This is a genomic window from Solihabitans fulvus, assembly GCF_008386585.1.
In the GTDB taxonomy this organism is placed as follows: Bacteria; Actinomycetota; Actinomycetes; order Mycobacteriales; family Pseudonocardiaceae; genus Solihabitans; species Solihabitans fulvus.
Genome location: NZ_VUOB01000086.1, coordinates 1 through 20,145 on the forward strand (window position 1 = coordinate 1; position 20,145 = coordinate 20,145).

The following is a 20,145-nucleotide window of genomic DNA, read 5'->3' on the forward strand; positions in this document are numbered from 1 at the left end:
CGCGCGATCATCGACGCCGCCGCACGACACAAAACCGTGCTCCTGCAAACAGTACCCAGCATGCTCGACATGATCCTCGACACCATCACGCCCCACGACCACACCACCCTCACCCACCTCCGCAACACCGTCTCCAGCGGAGAAGCCCTACACCCCAACACCATCACCCGCTACCACAACACCATGCCAGGCACCCTCCACAACACCTGGGGCGCCACCGAAGTCTCCATCGACTCCACCATCCACACCTGCACCCACCACGACACCACCGACACCGGACCCACCGCCATCGGAAAACCCTTCGACAACAACCAAATCCACATCCTCGACCACCACCTCAACCCCGTCCCCCTCGGCACCACCGGCAACCTCTACATCGCCGGCACCGGACTCGCCCGCGGCTACCTCCACAACCCCACCAAAACCGCACAAACCTTCCTACCCAACCCCTTCCAACCCGGCCAACGCATGTACAACACCGGCGACCAGGGCTACCAACGACCCGACGGCACCCTCAAATACACCGGCCGCAACGACCACCAAATCAAAATCCGCGGCATGCGCGTCGAACTCGGCGAAATCGACACCACACTCCACAACCACCCCACCATCAAAAACGCCATCACCACCCACCACCAAGCCCCCAACGGACTCAAGCGGCTCATCAGCTACGTCACCCCGGCCGACCTCGATGTCACGGTGTCGCCGGACGACGTCCGCGCCTACGTCGGTGACCACCTGCCCGACTACATGACGCCGTCGCTGGTGATCGTGCTCGACCGGCTTCCACTCAACGCCAACGGAAAGGTCGACCGACTGCGGCTCCCCGAGCCGACCGACCCCGGGGCGCTCACCGGAACGGAGTTCGTCGCGCCGACCGGGCCCGCGCAGCAGGCCGTCGTCGCGATCTGGGCCGATCTGCTCGGCACGAACCGCATCGGGGCCCAGGACAACTTCTTCCACCTCGGCGGGCACTCCCTGCTCGCCGCCAAGTTCACCGCGCGGGTGCGCAGCAGGTTCGGGGTCGAACTGCCGCTCCAGGTAGTTTTCACCAGCCCCACCGTGCGGGCGCTGGCCTCGGAGCTCGAGTCCCTGCTGGAGGCCAGGATCAGGGACCTGAGCGAGGACGAGGCCCTCGCACTGCTCCGTGAACTCGCCTGAGCGCGACCGACAAGGTAAGGATCCACACCGATGCGCCCACTGACCTCCGAGGAGATCAGGAAGTCCTTCGTCAACTGCACCAAGAGCGAGGTCCGCTCCATGGTGCTGCCCAACGAGTTCGACCGGACCAAGTGGGACGAGCTGGACTTCCTCGGCTGGCGCGACGGCAAGGCCCCCAATCGCGGCTATGTCGTGCTCGAACGCGACGACACCGTCCTTGGCATCGGACTCGCGGCGAACGTCTCCTCGCGCAGCCGCCTGAAGAAGAACATGTGCGCGTTCTGCGTAACCACCCAGGACCTGGCCAGCATCTCCCTGTTCGCGGCGCGCCGGGCCGGCACGCCAGGCCGACAGGGCAACACCGTCGGCACCTACGCCTGCGCGGACCTGCGCTGCTGCGGCTACGTCGCCGGCACGGCCTCGCCGTCGGTCCCGCAGCCACACGAAACGCTGACCACGGAGGAGCGAGCCGTCCGGATGATGACGAACCTCGGCCGGTTCGTCGACAAGGTCCTTGGCACGGCATGAGAGCTGAACCGATCACCGCGCTGCGGGTCGCGACCGTCGCCGCGCTGGCGGACGTACCGGCCACGGTCTGGAACCCGCTGGCCGAACAGGCCGGCCTCTACTCGTCGCACGAGTGGCTGCGAACCGTCGAGGCCGGCACCCGAGGGCACTGCCGGTATCTCCTCGCCTACGACGGCGCGACGGCGGTCGGCGCGCTGCCGGTCTACTTCATGGCCGAGGATGCCGACGAGCACTACACGTCCCGATCGGTGTTCCGGAACCTGCCGCCCGCGGTCGACGGCGCCCCGGACTGCCTGGCGGGCAGCCGAAGCGGCTACCGGAACGAGCCGCTCCTGGCCGCCGGGCTGTCCGAGGCGCGGCGGCGCGAGACCGTCGCGGCCCTGCTGGCCGCGCTGACCGACCTGGCGGCTGGGGAACGCAGCGCGCACGTCTCCTTCCTGTACCTCAACGACCGGGGACTTGACCTGGTCGCCGAGGGCAGTGGCGCGCGACCGATGCTCAGCTACAGCGGAGACGCGTGGCTCGATGCGACGGGCAGGGACTTCGAGGACCGGCTCGGCGGGCTCCCTGCGAAACAGCGTTGGACCATCCGCACCGAGATGAGGCGGTTCGCCGCGAGCGGCCTCCGGGTCACCGTCGAGGACCCGGCCGAGCACACCGAGGAGATCGTCGCTCTGCTCGGCAACCTGAGCGAGAAGTACGACAGGACCATGTCGGCGCGGGACGAGACCGCCGCACTCGAACGACAGCACGACGCGCTGCGCGGTCGGGGCCGGTTGTTCTCCTGCCGCAGCGGTGGCGACATGGTCGGCATGGCCCTGGCTTACGAATGGGGCGAGTGGCTCTACGTTCGGCTGGCCGGGTTCGACTACGACCGGCTGCCCGGCGCCGCCGAGTACTTCAACGTCGTCATCCACGAGCCGCTGCGGCACTGCTACGACAACGGCCTGCGGGGCCTGCACCTCGGAACGGCCTCCCACCAGGCGAAGGCGTTGCGCGGGGCGCGGATCGACCCGCTGGCGTCGGTGGTGCTCCCGGTGCACGGCGCACCGGTCGACGACGCCGCGCCCGACGCGGCCCGGCGGGGTGTGCGCAGGTACTGGGAGCAGCAGTTGGCCGCGATGCCTCGGCATTTCGACCGGGACCGGTGGGTTCCGCTGCTCGATCTCTGTTGGCCGCAGGAAGTCCAGGAGGGGCGCTCATGAGCGGTCGTGTCGTGGTCATCGTCGAGCCGTACTCGTCGGGGGCGATGCTCGCGCCGGCATTGCGGCAGGACGGCCTCTCGCCGGTCGCCGTGACACAGGCGAAGCTACCGCCCTACGCCGACACCTTCCGGCCGGCCGACTTCGACGAGCACCTCTGGTGGGATGCGGACGCCGACCGGGTGCTCGCCCGGCTGCGCGCGTTGGAGCCGGTCGCGGTGATTGCTGGCGCCGAGTCGGGCACGCGGCTCGGCGACCTGCTGGCCGCCGAGCTGACGCCCGGCCTCGCGAACACGCCGGACCTGTCGTCGGCGCGCCGCAACAAGGGCGACATGGTCGCGGCGGTCGCGGCGCACAGCCTGGCCACCATCGGCAGCCTGTGCACCCGCGACCCCGCCGAGGTCGAGCCGTGGCTGGACCTGACGGGGTTGCGCGGACGCGATCTCGTAGTCAAGCCCGCCGAGTCCTCCAGCACGGACGGCGTGATGTTCGTGCCGGGCGGCCGCGACTGGCGCGCGGCCGTCGACGCGCTGCTCGGCGCGGTCAACTGCTACGGGCAGGTCAACGAGGACGTGATCGTGCAGGAGTACGTGACCGGCACCGAGTACGCGGTCGACACGTTCTCCTTCGAGGGCCGGCACACCGTCAACGACATCGCGCGCTACCGCAAGGCGCACAACGGCGGGCACATCGCCGTGTACGAGAGCATGGAGTTCCTGCCGTTCGACGGGCCGGGCCACGCCGAGCTGGTCGAGTACGTGCGGCGGGTGCTCGACGCCGTCGGTGTCAGGTTCGGCGCGGCGCACACCGAGGTGATGCTCACCGACCGGGGCCCGCTGTTGATCGAGACGGCCGCACGGCTCGGCGGGGGCGGGCAGCCGTGGACCTGTCAACTGGCCACCGGCGACAACGCGATCGACCGCCTGGTCCGGTATCTCGGCGGTGATCGGGACATCAGGGCGGACTACCCGCTCGAGCAGAGCGTGCTGGTGGCGTACTTCATGGCGCGGACGTCGGGGCGGGTCGGCAACCTCGTCGCCCTCGACGCGATCCGCGACCTGGAGAGCTTCTGCCATCTCCAGGTCAACGTCCGGGACGGGGACCACATCGCGCAGACCGCGGACCTGTTCGACTCGCAGGGTTTCGGGACGGTCGTGCTCGGACACGAGGACCCCGGCCAGGTCAGGGCCGACTACGCCGAGCTGCGCCGGATCGAACGCGAGGTGATCATCGAAGCCCTCGCCGGATGAGTGGCCGTGCCCCGGCCGGGCACGGCCACTCATCGTGTTAGGAGCGCATCGTCAGGTGCGGGAACTCCACCGACGTCAGCATGACCCTGGCCCGGTGGACCGAGTTGAAGTCCTCGCCCCTGCCGATCTCCGCGAAGATCTCCCGGCCCGTCTTCGTCCCGTCGGCCGCGTCCCACACCGCCCGCACCTCCGGCTCCGGCGCCCACTTCTGGAACTCGAACACGTGGGAGTTCAGCTCGTACTCCCCGTCTCCGTTCAGCACGTGCCGCTGCCGGGTGGCCGTTGGCCGAGCCAGCACGCTGTCCAGGAAAATACGGTTACGGTCCGCCTCCGACACTCTTTCCCCGGCGGGACGCAGATAGAACCACAGCATTGGCGACGAGTTCATGTGCAGCAGGTTCACCACCTGCCAGCGGGCCCTGTCGTCCAGCGAGAAGAATTCACGCAGGAGTTTCTCGTCGGTCAGGTCTAGCGTCCACAGGAACTGGTTGCGTCCCCGGTCGAACTGATTCACCTTCGGCGCGTCCACGGTGAGTCCGCACTGCTCGGCCATCGCCCAGAGCGCGTCGACGTCATAGGACTGCTCGCAGGGATTCATCCAGCTGTCGACCCAGGACGCCTCCGGCCGGTTCGCCGAATCGCTCAGGTATGTGGAGAGCGTGCTCTCGACCTGAATGGAGTCGGCCAGTGAGCGGGCGAAGGAAAGCCGCTCGTGATGGTCCCGTTCCTCTCCTGGAAGGAGAATCCGCAGCGCCTCCTGGAACGCGCTCTTCTCTCTCCGATGAAACTTGTTGTAGACCATCAGCTCGAGCACGCCGTGGCTGCGGAGCGCGGCCGACAGCCGGGCGAGACACCGGACGGGGTCGGGGTTGTGATGGATCACCCCGGTGCAGATGACCAGGTCAAACGCCTGCGCGTAGTCGGCCTGCGCGATGCCCTGCTGCACCAGCCGCAGGTTCGTGACGCCGAGCTTCCTGGCGTTCTCGGCACAGATCGCCAGGGACTGTTCCGAGACGTCCGTGCCGAGCACGGACGCCTGCGGAAACTGTAGCGCGGTGATCAGCGCCTGATTGGTTCCGCAACCCGCGACCCAGATGTCATCAAATGTGGCCAGGTCGCGACGCCCGGTTTCCTGTCGGATCAGGTCGCCGTAGAAGTCCGGATCGCTGACAACATCGAAATACATCGGCCGCCACGGATACGGAAACGATCCGTAGAACGAGGACACGATGCTTTCATGCCGGTCCAGCTGCTGTTCTACCGCCATACGGTCACCCCTGCCGAATCTCGATCGCCAGCAATCCCCAGAATCACACAGCTGCCGTGATCGGAATTACGCCGGACGCGTCACATTCCAACCGCAAAACTAGCTCCACCCTGCGCGATCTGTCAACATCGACAAGCGAGCCGGTCTAGGGGAAGAAGCGACTCCTGAGCCACCGACAGAATATTCGCCGCAGGGCTTGACAACTGGTCGACGAAGACAGCGGTCCCAGGAATACCTGCCGTTCCGTGGTTCGACGGGTTCAGTCCCGAACGGACAGTCCCACCTCGGCGGCCAGCTGCACGGCGATCGAGACGGCCTGTTCGGTGGTGATCAGCGCGCCGTGCAGCCGCGCGAGGCCGCGTGCGTCGGCCAGCCGCGAGGTGCGCAGGTCGCAGTCCTTCGCCCGCGTCGCCTCGAACTGCGCGCCGGTCAGGTCGCAGCCATCGAACAACACCGAGGACAGGTCGCCGGAGATCGTCGCGTCCTTGAAGGAGCAGCCGACGAACGCGACCGTGCCCCGCACGCGGTCGAAGTCGATCGTCGCGTAGTCGAACTGGCAGTCCTCGGCGTAGAGGTCGGCGGCGAGCTCGAAGGAGGCGCGCAGCCCGATCGCCCTGCACCGCACCAGTTCCACCGTCCGCGCGGTGAGACGCGTGACCGCCGCGTTGGACAGGTCGACGGCGGTGAGCACCGCATCGGACACGGTCAACGGGCCGAGCCGCGCGTCGGCCAGGTCGACCTGTTCCAGCATCGAGTCGGTCACCGAGCCGCGCCCTGCGGCCCCGGCGCTGTCGCCGGTCACCCGCGCGAGGTCGACGTCGAACTCGCCGGCGAAGTCGGCGGCCTCCGCCACCAGCTCGTCGGGGTCGATCGAGGGCCGCCGGACGGTGCGGCCGTTTCCCAGCTCTCGGAACTGCACGGGCCGAACCCTAGGCGATCGCCACGACAACGGCTTAGAGTTACCGACCGTCTGGACGGTCGGGAGGGAAGCCATGCGGGATCGAATACTGGACACCACCGAGGAACTGCTGGTCCGGGAGGGCGTGAACGCCATCCGGCTGGACGCGGTCGCCGCGAAGGCCGGCGTCAGCAAGGGCGGACTGCTGCACCACTTCGGCACGCGGCAGGCGCTCATCGAGGGGGTGGTGCTGCGACTGGTCGACGCGTTCGAGGCGTACCTGCCGCCGCGAAGCTCGCCGCCGGGCGCGTTCACCCGCGCCTGGCTGGACGCCACGATCCCGGCGACCGACGTGCCCGCGGACGGCCAGGGCGACCGGGTCGCGGTCGCGCTGCTGGCCGCCCTCTCCGGCGGCCCGGAGATGCTGACGCTGCTCCGCGGCCACTACCTGGTCTGGCAGGACCGGCTGGCGAACGACGGCCTCGACCCGGCGGCGGCCACCCTGGTGCGGCTCGCCGTCGACGGCTGGTGGCTGGCGCGGGTCACCGACCTCGCGCCGCCTGCCGGCGACCTGCACGTCCGGATCCGGGCCAGCCTCGACCAACTCGCCAGGACGGAGAACGACTGATGGACCGGCTGATGCGCGGCACGAAGGTCGCGATGCTCGTGACCGACGTCGGCTTCCTGGTGTACTGGGCCAGCACGATTGCCGGGCTGATCCCGCCCGAGTTGGCGTACAAGGACTACACCAACCCGATCCTGAGCGACTGGAACTTCTCGTTCCTCGTCCTCGACGTGGCCGCGAGCGTCACCGGGCTGCTGAGCCTGCGCCGGCCGGAGACCGGCCGCGCGCTGATGCTGGTGTCGCTCACCCTCACCAGCGTGGCCGGGCTCCAGGCCATCGCGTTCTGGACGCTGCGCGGGGACTTCGAGCTCACCTGGTGGCTGCCCAACCTCGCGCTGCTGTTGTTCCCGCTGCCCGCGATCCTCGTGCTGACCCGTTCGGTCAGGCCCGACCCGGCGCCGACACCGCCTCGACGGCCTGTTCCTCGCCCGGTTCGTCGCGGATTCCTGCGATGCCAAGGCGATTGAGCAGCGGTCCGGTGAGCATCGTGGTGACGACCGTCATCACCACCAGCATCGCGAACAGGTCGGGCAGGATCACGCCGAGACTCAGCCCGAGGTTCAGCACCACCAACTCGGTGAGGCCACGGCAGTTCATCATCGCGGCCAACCCGAGGGAGGACCGCCAGTCGTTGCCCAGCAGCCGCGCCGGCACCGCGGTGCCGAAGAACTTGCCGAAGATCGCCACCGCGACGATCAGCCCGCACACGCCCCAGCCCGCCGCGCCACCGAGGCCGCCGATGTGGGTCTTGAGCCCCACGGTGGCGAAGAACAGCGGCAGCATCACCCAGCCGGTGAAGCCCTGGATGCGGTGCGCCACCTCGTGCACCATGATCGCGTCGCGCGGCATGATCAGCCCGGCGATGAACGCCCCGAAGATCGGGTGCACGCCGATCCGCTCGGTGGCCAGCGCCGACACCAGTACGGTCGTCACCACCACGATCATCACGGCCTCGCGGCGGCCCGCGGCGGCCAGCGAACGCAACAGCCGCGCCAGCGGCGCGCGCACCACGAACTGCACGAACAGTCCGAAAAGGACGGTCCACAGCACGATGAACAGGCTGCCGGACAGGGACTGGCTGCGCACCGAGGCGACCACCACGGCGAGCAGGCACCACGCTGTCACGTCGCCGATGCCGGCGGTGGTGAGGCCGAGCACGCCGAGCCGGTGCTTGGCCAGGCCGCGTTCCACCAGGATCCGCGCCAACACCGGGAAGGCGGTGATGCTCAACGCCAGCCCGCAGAACAACATGAACGGCACCGCGCCGATGTGCTGCGGCCGGTAGCGCGAACTCAGGGTGCTGGCGAGCACGACACCGAGCAGCATGGGCGCGGCGATGCAGGCGTGGCCGAGCACCACGGCCATCGGGCCGCTGCCGCGCAACCGGGCGATCGGCAGTTCGAGCCCGGTGAGGAACATGAAGAAGATGACGCCGAACTGGGCCAACATGTCCAACGACGACGCGATCGACGGCGTGAACAGCCAGTGCTCCAGTTGGGGGAACAGCAGTCCGAGCGCGGACGGGCCGAGCAGGATGCCGAGGACGATCTCACCGACCACCCTCGGCTGGCCCAACCGCTTGAAAAGGGATCCGGCGCCGTAGGCGGCGGCCACGATCACGGCGACCGCCAGCAGCAGCTTGTAGACCTCCGGCGGCGCGACCAGGGTGACGCCGGAGGTGGCGCCCTGACCGGCCGTGCCGGCGCCGAGGCGACCTTCCTCCATTCGGACCACCAGGACTACCGCGAAGGCAGGCACCACCGCGAAGGCCAGGTACGTCAGCAGAGTCCGATATCGCTTGAGCAGCACGATCTTCGTTCCCCCTTCCCGAAGACACCCGTCAGCCGGCCACCGGCTCGCGCGGCGACAGCACCGGCAACACACCCGGCATGATCTCCAGAGTGAGGGTCGTGTCCTCCCGTGTCCATACCTCTCCGTCGTGTTCGAAACACAGCGGGTGTCCGTCGGTGCGCTCGATGGTGACCGACCGTCCCTGCGCGTAGGTGATGCCCGGCGTGCCGACGTGCGTGCCGGACATGATGCGCACCGCCGCGTCCTGGCGGGCCTGGTCGGTGAGTCCGCCGTCGACGGCGCAGACGTCCAGCAGCCCGTCGTCCAGCACGGACCTCGGCAGCACCTCGAAGGTGCCGACGCGGTGCCGCGCGCCGCCGAGGGTGACCATCGTCGTCATGCCCTCGTGCAGCACCGCGCCGTCGAGCAGCACCCGGCCGGGGTAGTCGCTCGGCCCGCGCAGCCAGACCCGGCCGAGCGCCTCGTGGTAGCGCTGCCGGCCGTCCACGGTATCGCGGAGGGTGCGCGCCTCGGCGGTCACCTCGGCGATGAACCCGGCGGACGCGCCGAGCAGCACGATGCGGTCCTCCCCGACCACGCGCAGCAGGTCGAGGAACCGGATCCTGGTCGGCTCGCCGCCGAGCACGGCGGGAATCACCTCCTGCCACGGCCGGTCGCCCCAGATCGCGCGGTGGCAGGAGTTCCCGGTGCCGGCCGGCACGATGAGCAGGCTCGTCGCGCCCCTGCGCACCGGGTCCGCGCCGGCGAATCCCTCGGCTACCTCGCGGACGGTGCCGTCGCCGCCGAGCGCCACGATCACGTCGGGACGCTCGTTCTCGGGCAGCGCCAACGCGTCGGCGACGATGCGGGTCGCGTGACCGACCCGATCGGTCCTGGCGACCGCCACCTCGGCCACCGCCGCGCCGCACTGCTCCTCGGCGACGCGCAGCACGTCGGCCGCGACCTGTCCGGCCGCGGGATTGGCCACCAGCAGGCATCGCCTCGGCGGCGCCTCGATCGCCGTCATGTGGCGGCGGTCGCCTCCTCGGCGACCACCTCCACGCCGTCGAGCAGACCGCGCAGGATCATCACGATGTTGTTGCGCAGCGTGGCTTCTGCGACCGGGTCGAGCAGTTCGGCCAGCGACGGGATGCCGAGGTCGAACGTGGCGTCGAAGGTGACGACGGCGCCGTCACCGTCCGGCTCGACCAGCCAGCTGCCCTCGAACGTCTCGAAGTCCCCCTTGAGCTGCGCGAAGGTGATGGTCCTCGTGTCGTGGTCGAAGTAGTCCCGCTCGGTCCACTGGAGCAGGCCCTTGCGGAAGTACACCGTCCACTCGGACACCAGGCCGCCGTCCGGCTCCGGCGGGTAGATCTCCACGTCCCGCACCGCGTCGGTGAGTTCCGGGTACCTGGAGAAGTCGCTGATTCGCTGGTAGGCGTGAGCCGCGGTGAACTCGGTCGTGTTGGCCCGCACAATGACGCGTCGCACGATCTGTCAAACCCCCATGTCGTGTCGGTAACTGGTTAGGCGCGCCCGACCAGCGCGCGCAGCGCGCCGCGCAGGGCGCTGTCGAACTCGGCGAGCTCGTGGTCGGCGAGCACGGCGGGCGGCGTGAGCCGCACGACCTTCGCCGCGTTGAGCGAGTGGTTCACCAGCACGTTCCGGTCGAGCAGTTCGAGCACCAGCTCCCCAGGATCGGCCTGGTTGGCGAACTCCAGCCCGATCAGCAGGCCGCGCCCCCTGATGTCGGCGACCAGCCCCGGCGCCTCCTCCTCGCACGCCTTCCTGATGTCCGCGAGCAGCCGATCGCCGAGCAGAGCGGCGCGCTCCACCAGGCCCTCCTCGCGGATCGCCTCGATCGCGGCCACGGCGGCCGAGCAGGCAAGCGGCGAGCCACCGAAGGTCGAGGTGTGCAGGAACGGGTCGCGGCCGAACGGCGCGTACACCTCGGCCGTGGCGACCACGGCAGCCACCGGCACCACACCGCCACTGAGTCCCTTGCCCACCAACAGCATGTCCGGCAGGACACCCTCCTGCTCGATGCCCCACCACGAGCCGAGCCTGCCGAGGCCGGTCTGGATCTCGTCGGCGACGAACATCGCGCCGTGCTCCCCGCACAGCCGCGCGACGGCGGCCAGGTAGCCGGGTGGCGGCAGCACGACGCCGCCCTCTCCCTGCACCGGTTCCAGCACCACGCAGGCGCGCCCCTCGGCGGCGGCGAGCGCGGCGCGCATCGCCTCCAGGTCGCCGTAGGGCACGTGCGTCACGTCGGGCAGCAGCGGCCGGAACGGGTCCTGGTACAGCGGCTTCGCGGTGAGGCTGAGCGCGCCCATGGTCTTGCCGTGGAAGCCGTTGTGCGCGGAGATCAGCGCGGTCTTCCCGTGCGCCCTCGCCAGCTTCAGCGCGGTCTCGGTGGCCTCGGCCCCGGAGTTGACGAAGTGCACGAAATCGAGGCCTGCCGGGGTGACCGAGGACAGTGCCTCGGCCGCCAGCGCGGTCACCGGTTCGAGGAACACCCGTGTCGCCAACGGATGCAACTCCAGCTGGCGGCGAACGGCCTCGACCACCCCGGGGTGCCCGTGGCCGAGGATGAACACGCCGTAGCCGCCGAAGTCGAGGAACTCGCGGCCGTCGGCGGTGGTGATCCTCGTGCCGGCCGACGCGACCTCCACGATGTCGCCGAGCAGGTGGCCCAGCGTCGCGCGCCCGCTGCCCAGATGCCGGCGGTAGCGCTCGACGACGTCCTTGGAGTTGGTGGTGACGGGTTCGGCGGCGGTCGCCGTCATCAGGCCACCGCCTCGCTGTCCTGGGGAGCCGGCAGGCGCACGCCGTTGCGCTCGCACCAGTACTCCATCGACACCCGGTAGGACTCGAACAGCGGGCCGTGGTCGATGGACAGGCCCGGCCGGATCTCCTCCATGGTGGTCGGCAGCACGGCCTCGTTCTGGAACAGCAGCATGAGCTGGATGAACTGCTCGAACCTGACGCGCTGGCGCGGCGGGATGATCTCGTCGAGCAGCGGCATCAGCAGCCGGTTGACCGCCTCGGTCGGGATCATCCTCGGCCGGTGCACCGGCTTTCCCGACCGCTCGGCCAGTTCCTGGCACACGTCGACCATCTCGCCGAGGGTCACCGACGCCGCGCCCGCGGTCAGCCAGTACTCGCCGTGCGTCACACCGTCCCGGACCAGCGCGCCGAGCGCCCGCGCCGCCACGTCCTGCGGGATGAAGTCGATCAGCGATTCGGCCAGCGCGGGCAGGATCGGCACCGCATTCTTGATGATCATGCCGGACAGCTTGTGCAGTCCCTGGAACGCCAGGATGTGGCCGTCAACGGAGTCGCCGATCAGCACGGACGGCCGGACGATCGCGGCCGGCACGCCGCTGTCCCGCACCGCCTGCTCCGCCGCGACCTTCGACGCGATGTAGGCGGCGGGCCCGCCGGGCGCCTTGGGGTCGGCGTCCTCGTCATGTTCCGGCGGCCGCGCGACGAACGCCGTGCTCACGTAGTACAGCGGCGCGCCGGCCGCCTCCGCGAACTCCAGCATGTTCCTTGTGCCGCCGAGGTTGGTGGCGAAGATGCTCTCGCGGCTGGACCGCCAGTTCGTGGCGGCCCCGCAGTGCACCACCAGGTCGACCTCGGCGGCGAGGTCGCGCAGTTCCGCCGTGCCCAAGCCGAGACCGCTCTCGGCCAGCTTGCCGGGCAGCTCACGCACCCGTGGGTCGTCGAGCGCGGTGCGGTGTCGCAGGCAGACGAGGTCGAAGTCGGGTGCCAGGTCGTCGACGAGCGCGCGGCCCATCACGCCGCTGGCGCCGGTGAGCAGGATGGTCTGGCCGGTGCGTGTCATCTCGTTTCTCCCTTTCCCGGCCCGTCAGGCGATGGCCAGCGGTTGGCCGAGCAGGTAGCCGGCGAGTTGGTCGGCCATCTTGTTGCGGGCCGGTGGGTGGAAGCCGAGGCCGTTGACGGCCGTGGCCAGGTAGGCGACGTCGTCGGAGCTCATGAAGCCGAGTCCGCCGAGCAGTTCCACCGCGCGGGGCACGACGCGGCCGATCGTGTCCTGGACGGCGTACCGGACGAACAGGCAGTCGGCGAGCAGCTGCTGGTCGCGGCCGGCGGCGGGCATCTGCCGCGCGACGTTCTCCAAGCCGGCCATGGCGGCCTCCAGCTCGCCGACCAGGCGCATCCGGTCGGTGGCCGGCACTCCCGCCTTGCCGAGCAGGCGCTCGGCGAGGGCGCTGGCCGCGCCGAGGTAGCTGGCGGACATCAGCAGCTCGAACCACACGAACCCGGCGATCTGGAGTTCGTCGAGGCGCTGTCCCGGCGGCACTTCGGTGCGCACGACCAGCTCGTAGGGCACCAGGACGTCCTCGAGGGTGATCTGGTCGCTCTCCGCGCCGGCCAGCGCGAAGCTGCCCCAGAACGGCGTGATGGTGATGCCGGGGCTGTCGGCCGGGATCAGCACGACGGCCAACTGCTCGCCGGGCTCGTCCTTGCGCGGCACGATGACGCTCGCGGTGAGCATGTCCATGGACCTGGACAGGCTGCACGGCTTCTTGACGCCGCTGATCCGCAGGCCGGTGTCGGTGGCGACGGCGGTCATCGTGGGTTCCAGGATGCTGGCGTCGGTCCTGCCCTCGGCGAAGCCGGAGGCGAGCAGCTTCGAGGTGGTGGCGATACCCTCCATCAGCATCCACTCGAAGCCGTTGCTGATCTCGCTGAGCACGATCAGGCTCGCCATGGAGAAGTGGTGCATCGTCGTGGCGACCGCGAGGGACGGCGAGCGGGCGCCGATGGCGCGCTGCACGCGGACCGCGTCCAGCGCGCTCGCTCCCGCGCCCGAGTTGCGTTCGGGCACCAGCAGGCCCGGGCCACCGCACTGGCGGAACTGCTCGATACCGGGGCTGCCCGGCCGTTCCAGTTCGCTGAGCGGTATGTCCGCCAACGCCTTGTCCAGGCCAGGCAGGAACTTGTTCGAGGCAAGCCTCTCCCGTTCCAGGAATTGCATTCCACTTTCCCCCAGTATCGCTACGTCGGTCGGCACTACGGCGGCGGTGATTTCGCTGGTGCTCACACGGCGTTGGTCAGGCGCAGCAGGCGCCAGATCGCGCCGAGTTTCGGTCGCCCCTGGAAGGCGATGTACTCGGGCAGCACCGCGTGCGGCGCCCACTTCTCCTTGTACGCCAACTGTTGGCGCGCGGGATAGACCGCATCGCCGTGCTCGGCGAGCAGCCGCACGATGCGGCTGACGAACCGGCTGGCGGACGCGACCTCGTGCTCGGGGTCCAGGCTGGTGAACGGCGTGAAGCCGAAGTGCAGCCACGGACTCTTCTCACTCTGGAAGGCCTCGATCGCGGTGACGTTGATGGCCTCCATGACGCCGGGCGGCACCTCCGGCCTGCGCCGGCTCAGGTCGTGCAGCCAGCCGGGCGTGCTGCCGAAGACCGGCGAGTAGCTGATGTAGCCGACGGCGACACCCTCGATGCGCCCGACGAACAGCCGACGGCGCTCGGCGAGCGGTCCCGACCGCTCGCCGACGAGGAAGTGCAGTTCCTTGACGTGGCGGCCTTTCGAGCGCAGCCACTGCGCGTCGATCTCGGCGAGGCCGGGCTCCTCGTCGGTCCCGTCATGTTCGGTCACCTCGAGGCCGCTGCGCAACGCCCTGGAGACCTTGTTGCGCAGTCGGACAAACTTCTTGCCCCGCAAGGAGAACTTCTCCAGGTCAACCGCGTAGGACGCGCCCATCTGGTTGACCGTGAAGCCGTTCGCCGCGTAGATCTCGGCGTCGGAGCGTTGCAGTTGGACACCGACCACGCGCTGCCGCCGCTGTTTGGCGAACTCCAGGAACCGCGCGAGCAGCTCCGGATAGTCGTCGGGGGGCGCGAACGGGCCGCCGAACTGGAGCAGGTAGCGGCCGGCGGACTGGAAGGCAACGACACCGCGCAGGCCGGCGTCGGTGAAGAACTCGTTGTCGGAGTTCAGTGCGAGGAACGCGCTCGGGTTCTCCCCGAACGCCTCGATCGCCTCAACTGTTGACGGCACGGCGCTGCTCCTCAGAGTGCTCCTCCTTCGGACCTGCCTCCTTCGGACCCGCCGCGACAGCTGGCGCTGGCGGGGCCGTCCGGTACTGCTGCTCGAACTCGGCGAACGCCCGGTGCGTCACCGGTTCGAACTGGACGCCGAAGGGCTTGAGGGAGTTGCCGAACAGGCCCCGGTCGCCGAACAGGTGGATCGGCACCGCGATCAGCGCCCACTCCGGACCGAACAGCAGGACCCACAGGCCGACGAGGACCGCGTTGGTCACCAGGCTGTGCATGGTGTTGTAGGCGACGTAGTAGCCGCGCGAGATCTGCCCGTTCTTGCTGCGCCGGTAGGCGATCGCGCCGGGGATGTAGCCGATGAGGTCGATGATCAGGAAGAAGCCGATAAACACCGGCCAGCGGATCGCGCCGAGGTGCATGAGCGCCAGGACCACCGACACGACCAGCGCGACGAACCACTCCAGGCGCAACAGTTGGAACGTCGTGCGCGTCTCGAACCGATTGTGACCGTCCACGCCTTCCCCTCTCGGCAGCCGGCGGACGGGGTGCGCGCCGGGTCACTGGTATTTACGGACGACCCGGTCCCTACCCTCGCGCGGAAATCCGGCACCTCGCCGCGCAAGGGCGAAGCCCATGACGCCGGCGCTGCGCGGTGTCATGGGCTTCGGTGGAACGTCCCTCAGGCGAGGCCCATGTAGGCCATGCGGGTCTGCTGCATGTCCAGCGACCAGCCGAGCGCCTTCTCGATGCGCTCCTCCGGCGTGGTCTCCACCAGCCTGCGGCCGGGCCAGATCTCGTAGTCGCCGACCACGTCGGTGTGCTGGAGCAGCCCCTCCTGGAAGAGGGCCTCCCTGCGCAGCAACATGTCCAGCACGGGGACGGAGCCCCAGAGCTCCTGGCCGCGCGCGATCAGCTCGGCCAGCCGAGGCTTCTCGTCCGGCCGGTCCTTGAGGTAGTCGCGGACGACGCTGCTGCCGACGGTCAGGTGCCGGATCTCGTCGATGCCGGCGCCGCGCTCGATCTCCGCCGCGGCCGGGTCGAGCTTGCGCCACTTGCGTTCGGACAGTTCGGCCGCCGGCGCGAGGACGCCCTCGACGAGGACGGTCAGCACGATGACGCCGCCGACGAAGTCCTTGGCCTGCCGCACCGGCTCGGAGAACTCCTCCAGCGGCACCAGCACCTGCGCGATGTCCTTGCCCGAGGTCGCCTCGATGGTCGCGGCCAGGTCCCGTTCCGGCACGCCCAGTTCGACCAGGTGGCCGCGGAACACCCTGGAGTGCCGCGCCTCGTCGATCAGCTGCGTCGCGTAGAACTCCATCGTGTCCAGGTCGGGCGCGATCGCGACGAGGTCGGAGATCGCCCTGGTCGCCTTCTCCTCGGCGATCGACCGGAACCCGAGCTCGGAGATCAGCGCGTCGCGCAGCGGGCCGGGCTCGCGCATGTAGGCGGGGATCTGCGCCTCGGGCCGGTGCCCGCCGACCAGGCCCTGGAGGGTGCCCTGCGCCACCGAGGTGATCCAGTAGTCCAGGTTGCACTGCTGCGGAGTCAGGTCGAGCGTCATCGCCCCGTCGATCAGGTTGGGCGCGCTGTTCCAGTCCGCTTCCGGCGAGGTGGGTGCGGTCACGTCTCCTCTTTTCTGGTCGGCCGAGGGTGGATGGGGTTTGGCGAGTGCCGGGCTGGCCGGCCAGTCGCGCCGGGCGACCGGGTAGGCGTCGTCGTCCGCAACGGTCACCCGCTCGACGGAGGGAAGCACGCGGACCCGGCCGCGCGCCGCCAGCTCGCTCGGGCGGTCGATGCGCACCGGCAGCCTGCGCGGCGCCTGCACGGGAATCGCCGCCTCGGCGGCGCTCTCGGGAAGGTCGGCGGCGCGCCGGTAGATCTCACACAGGCGGGCCCGACCTCTGGTGAAAGCGCTCTCTGCGGACTTCAGCGAGATCTGGAGGAACCGCGCGGCCTCCGCGGTGCTCATCCCGGCCGCCCTGGCCAGCATGATCTGCCGCTCGCGCCCGCGAAGTTCCCTTGCCTGGTCGAGGATCCACGCGCCCATGTGGTGTTCGACGACCGTCTCCTCCGGACTCGGCAGCGACTCGACGCACAGCGTCGCCCGCTGGCGCAGCCGGATCTGTCGGTCGCGGTCGCGATGGTGGTCGACGCACAGTCGGAGCACCACCACGGTGAGGAACTGGCCGACCCGCTTCTCGTCGAGGTCGCGGAACAGCGCGGCGCGCAGGATCGTCTCCTGCACGCAGTCCTCGGCGTCGTGCTGATTGCCCAGCCGACTTCTGGCTAATCGGAGCAGTCGCTCGTAGTGCGGTAGGAGCAGCTGCCAGCGACATTCGGTGGTCTCGTCGAGCATGGACCGTTGCGCGGTGGCGGGGCCGCGTTGAAGGAGACAGGTGCCTTCGCCAGTAATGTATTCGAGCAACATTCCCCCAGAATTGTTGCCGGCGCGTGACCATATCTAGTTGAGGAGCATAACCGCAATACTGTCACGCCGAGTACAATCCTGGCAAAGAAAGTCCACAAGGCGCATGATCAAACATTTCGCGGTCGTACCCCGATACGACCATCCCCAGCCTAGCTCTCAACCGCCAAATGTTAACACCGAGGAATCTGGACCGTCAACGGCCCGCGCAGCCCCAAAGGGCAGACCTGGTTATTTCCATATGACAGGTTGGTCACACGACCATTCGCCCTCGCCTGTAATTACCGACAGTCCTCCAATTTATGCGGCCGAACGGCCGCGCGCGAAATATCCTGTTTCGCGCGCGACCGGCCGCTCAGTCCGCCAGCGCACCCTGTCGGACGGCCTCGTCGATCTCGTCCCGACGCATCGCCATCTCGCGTTTCTCGTCGTCGATCTGCTCGGCCAGCTCCTCGTCGGACTCCATCATCCTGACCAGGTCGACGTTGGCCATGTCCAACACGCCCATGTCGTCATAGGCCTGGCGGACCTTCGGCCCCCACAGGCCGATGTCCCGCACGCAGGGCACTATTCGGGCAAACAACAGTGACCGAAAAGCCCTCGGTCGCGGACCCTTATCCACATATTCCATGCACTCCGCAAGGTCATAACCGAGGTTTTCGTAGACCTCCTGCATCCGGAATCGATCTCGCATGAGGTGGCAACCCTCGATGACAAATTCCTCACGCTCCGCTATCTCGGCGGCGGACAACTGCGCGTAGTAGTCGCGCAGCGCCAATCGACCGAAAGCGACATGCCGCGCCTCGTCCTGCATGATATAGGCGAGAATCTGCTTGGGCAGCGGCTTGTCGGTGCGGTCCCGGAGAATCCCGAACGCAGCGAGCGCCAGGCCCTCGATCAACACCTGCATGCCGAGGTAGGGCATGTCCCAGCGCGAGTCGTTGAGCGCGTCGTGCAGCAGCGCCTGGAGGCTGCCGTTGATCGGGTAGCTCAACCCGATCTTGTCCTGGAGGAACTTCGCGAAGATCTCCGCGTGCCGCGCCTCGTCCATCACCTGGGTCGCGGCGTAGAACTTCGAGTCAAGGTCGGGCACCGCCTCGACGATGCGCGCCGAACAGATCATCGCGCCCTGCTCGCCGTGCAGGAACTGGCTGAACTCCCAGGACGCCAGGTGCTGACGCAGCTCCTGGCGATCAGCGGGACCCAGCTTCTCCCACTGCTTGGAACCGTAGATCGCCAGGCTCTGCTCCGGGGTGCCCAGCACGTCGAACGGGTCGACCGCCAGGTCCCAGTCGATCCGCCGGACGCTGTCCCACTGCTTGTCCTTCCCCTTCTGGTACAGGGAAAGGAGCCGTTCGCGACCGTTGTCGTAGTGCCAGGTGAACCTGGTGTCGCCGGCAGCGGGAAACGCCCACTCGTCCGCTACCAGCGGGGCGACGTAGTTGTCCTCAGCCACTGTCTGCACTCCACAGCCTCGATGGTCACGGCGGGGGCCGGCACCGCGACGCGGCGCCAGCCCCCGCGCGCGCTCAGAACGGGTAGGTCCTCTGCAACTGCTCGGGCTCGAACTCGACGAAGGCGGGGTCGAGCGAGGCGAACCGCTCGTCCTCGCGCTCCTGCGGGATCCAGAAGTTGTAGACCCGCCGCTGCTCCGCCGGATACGCCGCGGCCGTGGCGTTGAGCGCCTCGGCGCTGGTGTCGCCCCACTTGCCGGTGCGGGCCCGCTCCTCGAGCAGGTCCAGGGCGGTGATCACCTCGGCCGGGCTGAACGCGCAGGTGAAGTTGCGGTCGATGTAGAGCTGCACCAGGCGATCCGGGTCGCCGACCAGGGCGACGCGGTCGGCCAGCGCGCGCTCGTGCTCGACCGGGGCGGCGCCGTCGCGCGTCGTGTGCATGGTGACCACGGGAACCGGGGTCAGGCCGGGGAAGCCCGCGGTGCGGATCAGGTACTCGGTCGCCTTGGGGTCGTTGGTGATCCTCGGGGCGGCGTTGAGCGCGTCGAGGTCGGCCTCGAGGTCCGCGCCTGCCTCCGCGTAGGCCTGCTTGACCAGTTCCTGCATGGTCGACCGCGCGAAGATCTCGCGGTAGTCGACGCCGTTGTTCCACAGCGGGTTGCCGCCGGCGCGGTCCTGGATGTTCCTGCGTGCGGGGCCGAAGGTCACCGACGCGTGCGACACCGAGACGATCCAGGCCAGGTGGGCGACGGCCTCCTTGGTGTCGGTGATCGCCCGGTTGCTGTGTCCCTCGGCCGAGGGCACCATGTTGCCGAGCGAGCAGGACAGGATCAGCCTGGCGTGCGCGAGCGCGTCGCCCTGGGCCGCGGCGCCGATGACGCCGAGCACCTTCTGGAAGTTGGCGTCCGGGTCGGTGATCGTCTCCAGTTCGAGGTTCTGCTCGCCCGCGAGCAGCGTCTTGATCCCGAAGCCGACGTCAAGGCGCAGGTTCATCTGGTTGATCACGCCGCTGGCGTCCGCGCCGAGCGACAGCGCGCCGTCGAAGCGGCGCGGGTGGCGCTGGGCCAGCACGATCGCCGCGAGGCCGCCGGGCGAGGTGCCCCACACGTAGGTGCGTTCCGGCTTGGCCACGTTGTCGATGAACCAGTCGTGCAGCAGGACCTGGTCCCGCAGCGTGTCCTCCATCATCCAACCGGTGGTCTTCGCCGTGCCCGCGATGGCGTACCCGCGCTCCAGCAGGATCTGCCGCATCGCGTCGCCGTCCAGCCTCGGACCGAGCTCGTCGTGGGACGGCACGACCAGCGCGGGGCAGGGCAGGCCGGGCATGCGGTAGTGGTGGCTGTAGAGCAGGAGGGTGCCGTTCCAGGTCGGCGGTACCTCGATGCGGTAGTCGGCGCCGTCGATGTCGCCGGTGTACACCCGAGGCTCCACCTGCGCTGAGCTGGTCACGCCGTTGGCGACTTCGCCCACGGTTGTAGCTGACATCGTCTCTCCCGAAAGCGT

19 protein-coding genes are annotated in these 20,145 nt (G+C 69.0%); 6 read left to right on the plus strand and 13 right to left on the minus strand.

Going from position 1 to position 20,145, the window contains the following annotated elements:
- The 4 genes from F0L68_RS38225 to F0L68_RS38240 form a co-directional block, all read left to right on the plus strand.
- Positions 1–1,161, plus strand: a 1,161-nt coding sequence (locus F0L68_RS38225; protein WP_149854810.1) for a non-ribosomal peptide synthetase, incomplete at its 5' end; no start/stop codon positions are given.
- 30 nt (positions 1,162–1,191) lie between these two features.
- Positions 1,192–1,689, plus strand: a complete 498-nt coding sequence (locus F0L68_RS38230) for an FBP domain-containing protein (RefSeq protein WP_149854811.1) — start codon at positions 1,192–1,194, stop codon at positions 1,687–1,689.
- Positions 1,686–2,894, plus strand: a complete 1,209-nt coding sequence (locus F0L68_RS38235) for a GNAT family N-acetyltransferase (protein WP_149854812.1) — start codon at positions 1,686–1,688, stop codon at positions 2,892–2,894. Before F0L68_RS38230 ends, F0L68_RS38235 begins: the two co-directional genes overlap by 4 nt.
- Complete coding sequence (locus F0L68_RS38240; RefSeq protein ID WP_149854813.1) at positions 2,891–4,141, plus strand: ATP-grasp domain-containing protein; 1,251 nt, start codon at positions 2,891–2,893, stop codon at positions 4,139–4,141. The genes F0L68_RS38235 and F0L68_RS38240 overlap by 4 nt, the downstream gene beginning before the upstream one ends.
- Before the next feature lie 37 nt (positions 4,142–4,178).
- Here the strand turns inward: F0L68_RS38240 and F0L68_RS38245 are convergent, their stop codons facing one another.
- Both F0L68_RS38245 and F0L68_RS38250 read right to left on the minus strand, forming a co-directional pair.
- Complete coding sequence (locus tag F0L68_RS38245) at positions 4,179–5,408, minus strand: class I SAM-dependent methyltransferase (protein ID WP_149854814.1); 1,230 nt, start codon at positions 5,406–5,408, stop codon at positions 4,179–4,181.
- A gap of 259 nt (positions 5,409–5,667) precedes the next feature.
- The gene (locus F0L68_RS38250) at positions 5,668–6,327 is read right to left on the minus strand and encodes a pentapeptide repeat-containing protein (protein WP_149854815.1); all 660 of its coding nucleotides are present in this window, start codon (positions 6,325–6,327) and stop codon (positions 5,668–5,670) included.
- Positions 6,328–6,400: 73 nt separating this feature from the next.
- Between F0L68_RS38250 and F0L68_RS38255 the strand changes: the two genes are divergently transcribed.
- Entirely contained in the window at positions 6,401–6,934 is a 534-nt protein-coding gene (locus F0L68_RS38255) for a TetR/AcrR family transcriptional regulator (RefSeq protein WP_149854816.1), read from the plus strand.
- A complete protein-coding gene (locus tag F0L68_RS38260) occupies positions 6,934–7,398 on the plus strand; it encodes a DUF5360 family protein (protein WP_223199514.1) in 465 nt (154 codons plus the stop codon). Before F0L68_RS38255 ends, F0L68_RS38260 begins: the two co-directional genes overlap by 1 nt.
- Here F0L68_RS38260 and F0L68_RS38265 read toward each other — a convergent pair.
- The 11 genes from F0L68_RS38265 to F0L68_RS38320 all read right to left on the minus strand — a co-directional run bounded on the left by F0L68_RS38265 (position 7,313) and on the right by F0L68_RS38320 (position 20,127).
- A complete protein-coding gene (locus tag F0L68_RS38265) occupies positions 7,313–8,740 on the minus strand; it encodes a cation:proton antiporter (RefSeq protein WP_149854817.1) in 1,428 nt (475 codons plus the stop codon). The genes F0L68_RS38260 and F0L68_RS38265 overlap by 86 nt on opposite strands.
- Before the next feature lie 31 nt (positions 8,741–8,771).
- Entirely contained in the window at positions 8,772–9,749 is a 978-nt protein-coding gene (locus tag F0L68_RS38270; RefSeq protein WP_149854818.1) for a diacylglycerol/lipid kinase family protein, read from the minus strand.
- Positions 9,746–10,213, minus strand: coding sequence for a type II toxin-antitoxin system RatA family toxin (locus tag F0L68_RS38275; protein ID WP_149854819.1), 468 nt, complete (start codon positions 10,211–10,213; stop codon positions 9,746–9,748). The genes F0L68_RS38270 and F0L68_RS38275 overlap by 4 nt, the downstream gene beginning before the upstream one ends.
- A 35-nt stretch (positions 10,214–10,248) precedes the next feature.
- Positions 10,249–11,511, minus strand: coding sequence for an aspartate aminotransferase family protein (locus tag F0L68_RS38280; protein ID WP_149854820.1), 1,263 nt, complete (start codon positions 11,509–11,511; stop codon positions 10,249–10,251).
- Positions 11,511–12,572 (minus strand): SDR family oxidoreductase, encoded by a 1,062-nt coding sequence (locus F0L68_RS38285; protein WP_149854821.1) that lies wholly within the window; start codon positions 12,570–12,572, stop codon positions 11,511–11,513. Before F0L68_RS38285 ends, F0L68_RS38280 begins: the two co-directional genes overlap by 1 nt.
- A 24-nt stretch (positions 12,573–12,596) precedes the next feature.
- The gene (locus F0L68_RS38290) at positions 12,597–13,730 is read right to left on the minus strand and encodes an acyl-CoA dehydrogenase family protein (protein WP_149854822.1); all 1,134 of its coding nucleotides are present in this window, start codon (positions 13,728–13,730) and stop codon (positions 12,597–12,599) included.
- 62 nt (positions 13,731–13,792) lie between these two features.
- Entirely contained in the window at positions 13,793–14,764 is a 972-nt protein-coding gene (locus F0L68_RS38295; protein ID WP_149854823.1) for a bifunctional lysylphosphatidylglycerol flippase/synthetase MprF, read from the minus strand.
- Positions 14,748–15,278: a hypothetical protein gene (locus F0L68_RS38300; RefSeq protein WP_223199515.1), complete on the minus strand. Its 531-nt coding sequence runs from the start codon at positions 15,276–15,278 to the stop codon at positions 14,748–14,750. The genes F0L68_RS38295 and F0L68_RS38300 overlap by 17 nt, the downstream gene beginning before the upstream one ends.
- 164 nt (positions 15,279–15,442) lie before the next feature.
- Positions 15,443–17,119 carry an RNA polymerase sigma factor gene (locus F0L68_RS43960; RefSeq protein ID WP_223199516.1) on the minus strand — a complete coding sequence of 559 codons (1,677 nt, stop codon included), beginning with the start codon at positions 17,117–17,119 and terminating at the stop codon, positions 15,443–15,445.
- Between the two features lie 424 nt (positions 17,120–17,543).
- Positions 17,544–18,644 (minus strand): ferritin-like domain-containing protein, encoded by a 1,101-nt coding sequence (locus F0L68_RS38315; protein ID WP_149854824.1) that lies wholly within the window; start codon positions 18,642–18,644, stop codon positions 17,544–17,546.
- Positions 18,645–18,717: 73 nt separating this feature from the next.
- Entirely contained in the window at positions 18,718–20,127 is a 1,410-nt protein-coding gene (locus F0L68_RS38320) for an alpha/beta hydrolase family protein (protein WP_149854825.1), read from the minus strand.
- Positions 20,128–20,145 lie beyond the last annotated feature (18 nt).

Excerpts from the sequence above, each read along its gene's own strand:
- F0L68_RS38280 (WP_149854820.1), bottom strand. The coding sequence starts at position 11,511 with ATGACGGCGACCGCCGCCGAACCCGTCACCACCAACTCCAAGGACGTC.
- F0L68_RS38285 (WP_149854821.1), bottom strand. The coding sequence starts at position 12,572 with ATGACACGCACCGGCCAGACCATCCTGCTCACCGGCGCCAGCGGCGTG.
- F0L68_RS43960 (WP_223199516.1), bottom strand. The coding sequence starts at position 17,119 with ATGCTCGACGAGACCACCGAATGTCGCTGGCAGCTGCTCCTACCGCAC.
- F0L68_RS38245 (WP_149854814.1), bottom strand. The coding sequence starts at position 5,408 with ATGGCGGTAGAACAGCAGCTGGACCGGCATGAAAGCATCGTGTCCTCG.
- F0L68_RS38260 (WP_223199514.1), top strand. The coding sequence starts at position 6,934 with ATGGACCGGCTGATGCGCGGCACGAAGGTCGCGATGCTCGTGACCGAC.
- F0L68_RS38320 (WP_149854825.1), bottom strand. The coding sequence starts at position 20,127 with ATGTCAGCTACAACCGTGGGCGAAGTCGCCAACGGCGTGACCAGCTCA.
- F0L68_RS38290 (WP_149854822.1), bottom strand. The coding sequence starts at position 13,730 with ATGCAATTCCTGGAACGGGAGAGGCTTGCCTCGAACAAGTTCCTGCCT.
- F0L68_RS38235 (WP_149854812.1), top strand. The coding sequence starts at position 1,686 with ATGAGAGCTGAACCGATCACCGCGCTGCGGGTCGCGACCGTCGCCGCG.
- F0L68_RS38255 (WP_149854816.1), top strand. The coding sequence starts at position 6,401 with ATGCGGGATCGAATACTGGACACCACCGAGGAACTGCTGGTCCGGGAG.
- F0L68_RS38230 (WP_149854811.1), top strand. The coding sequence starts at position 1,192 with ATGCGCCCACTGACCTCCGAGGAGATCAGGAAGTCCTTCGTCAACTGC.
- F0L68_RS38240 (WP_149854813.1), top strand. The coding sequence starts at position 2,891 with ATGAGCGGTCGTGTCGTGGTCATCGTCGAGCCGTACTCGTCGGGGGCG.
- F0L68_RS38270 (WP_149854818.1), bottom strand. The coding sequence starts at position 9,749 with ATGACGGCGATCGAGGCGCCGCCGAGGCGATGCCTGCTGGTGGCCAAT.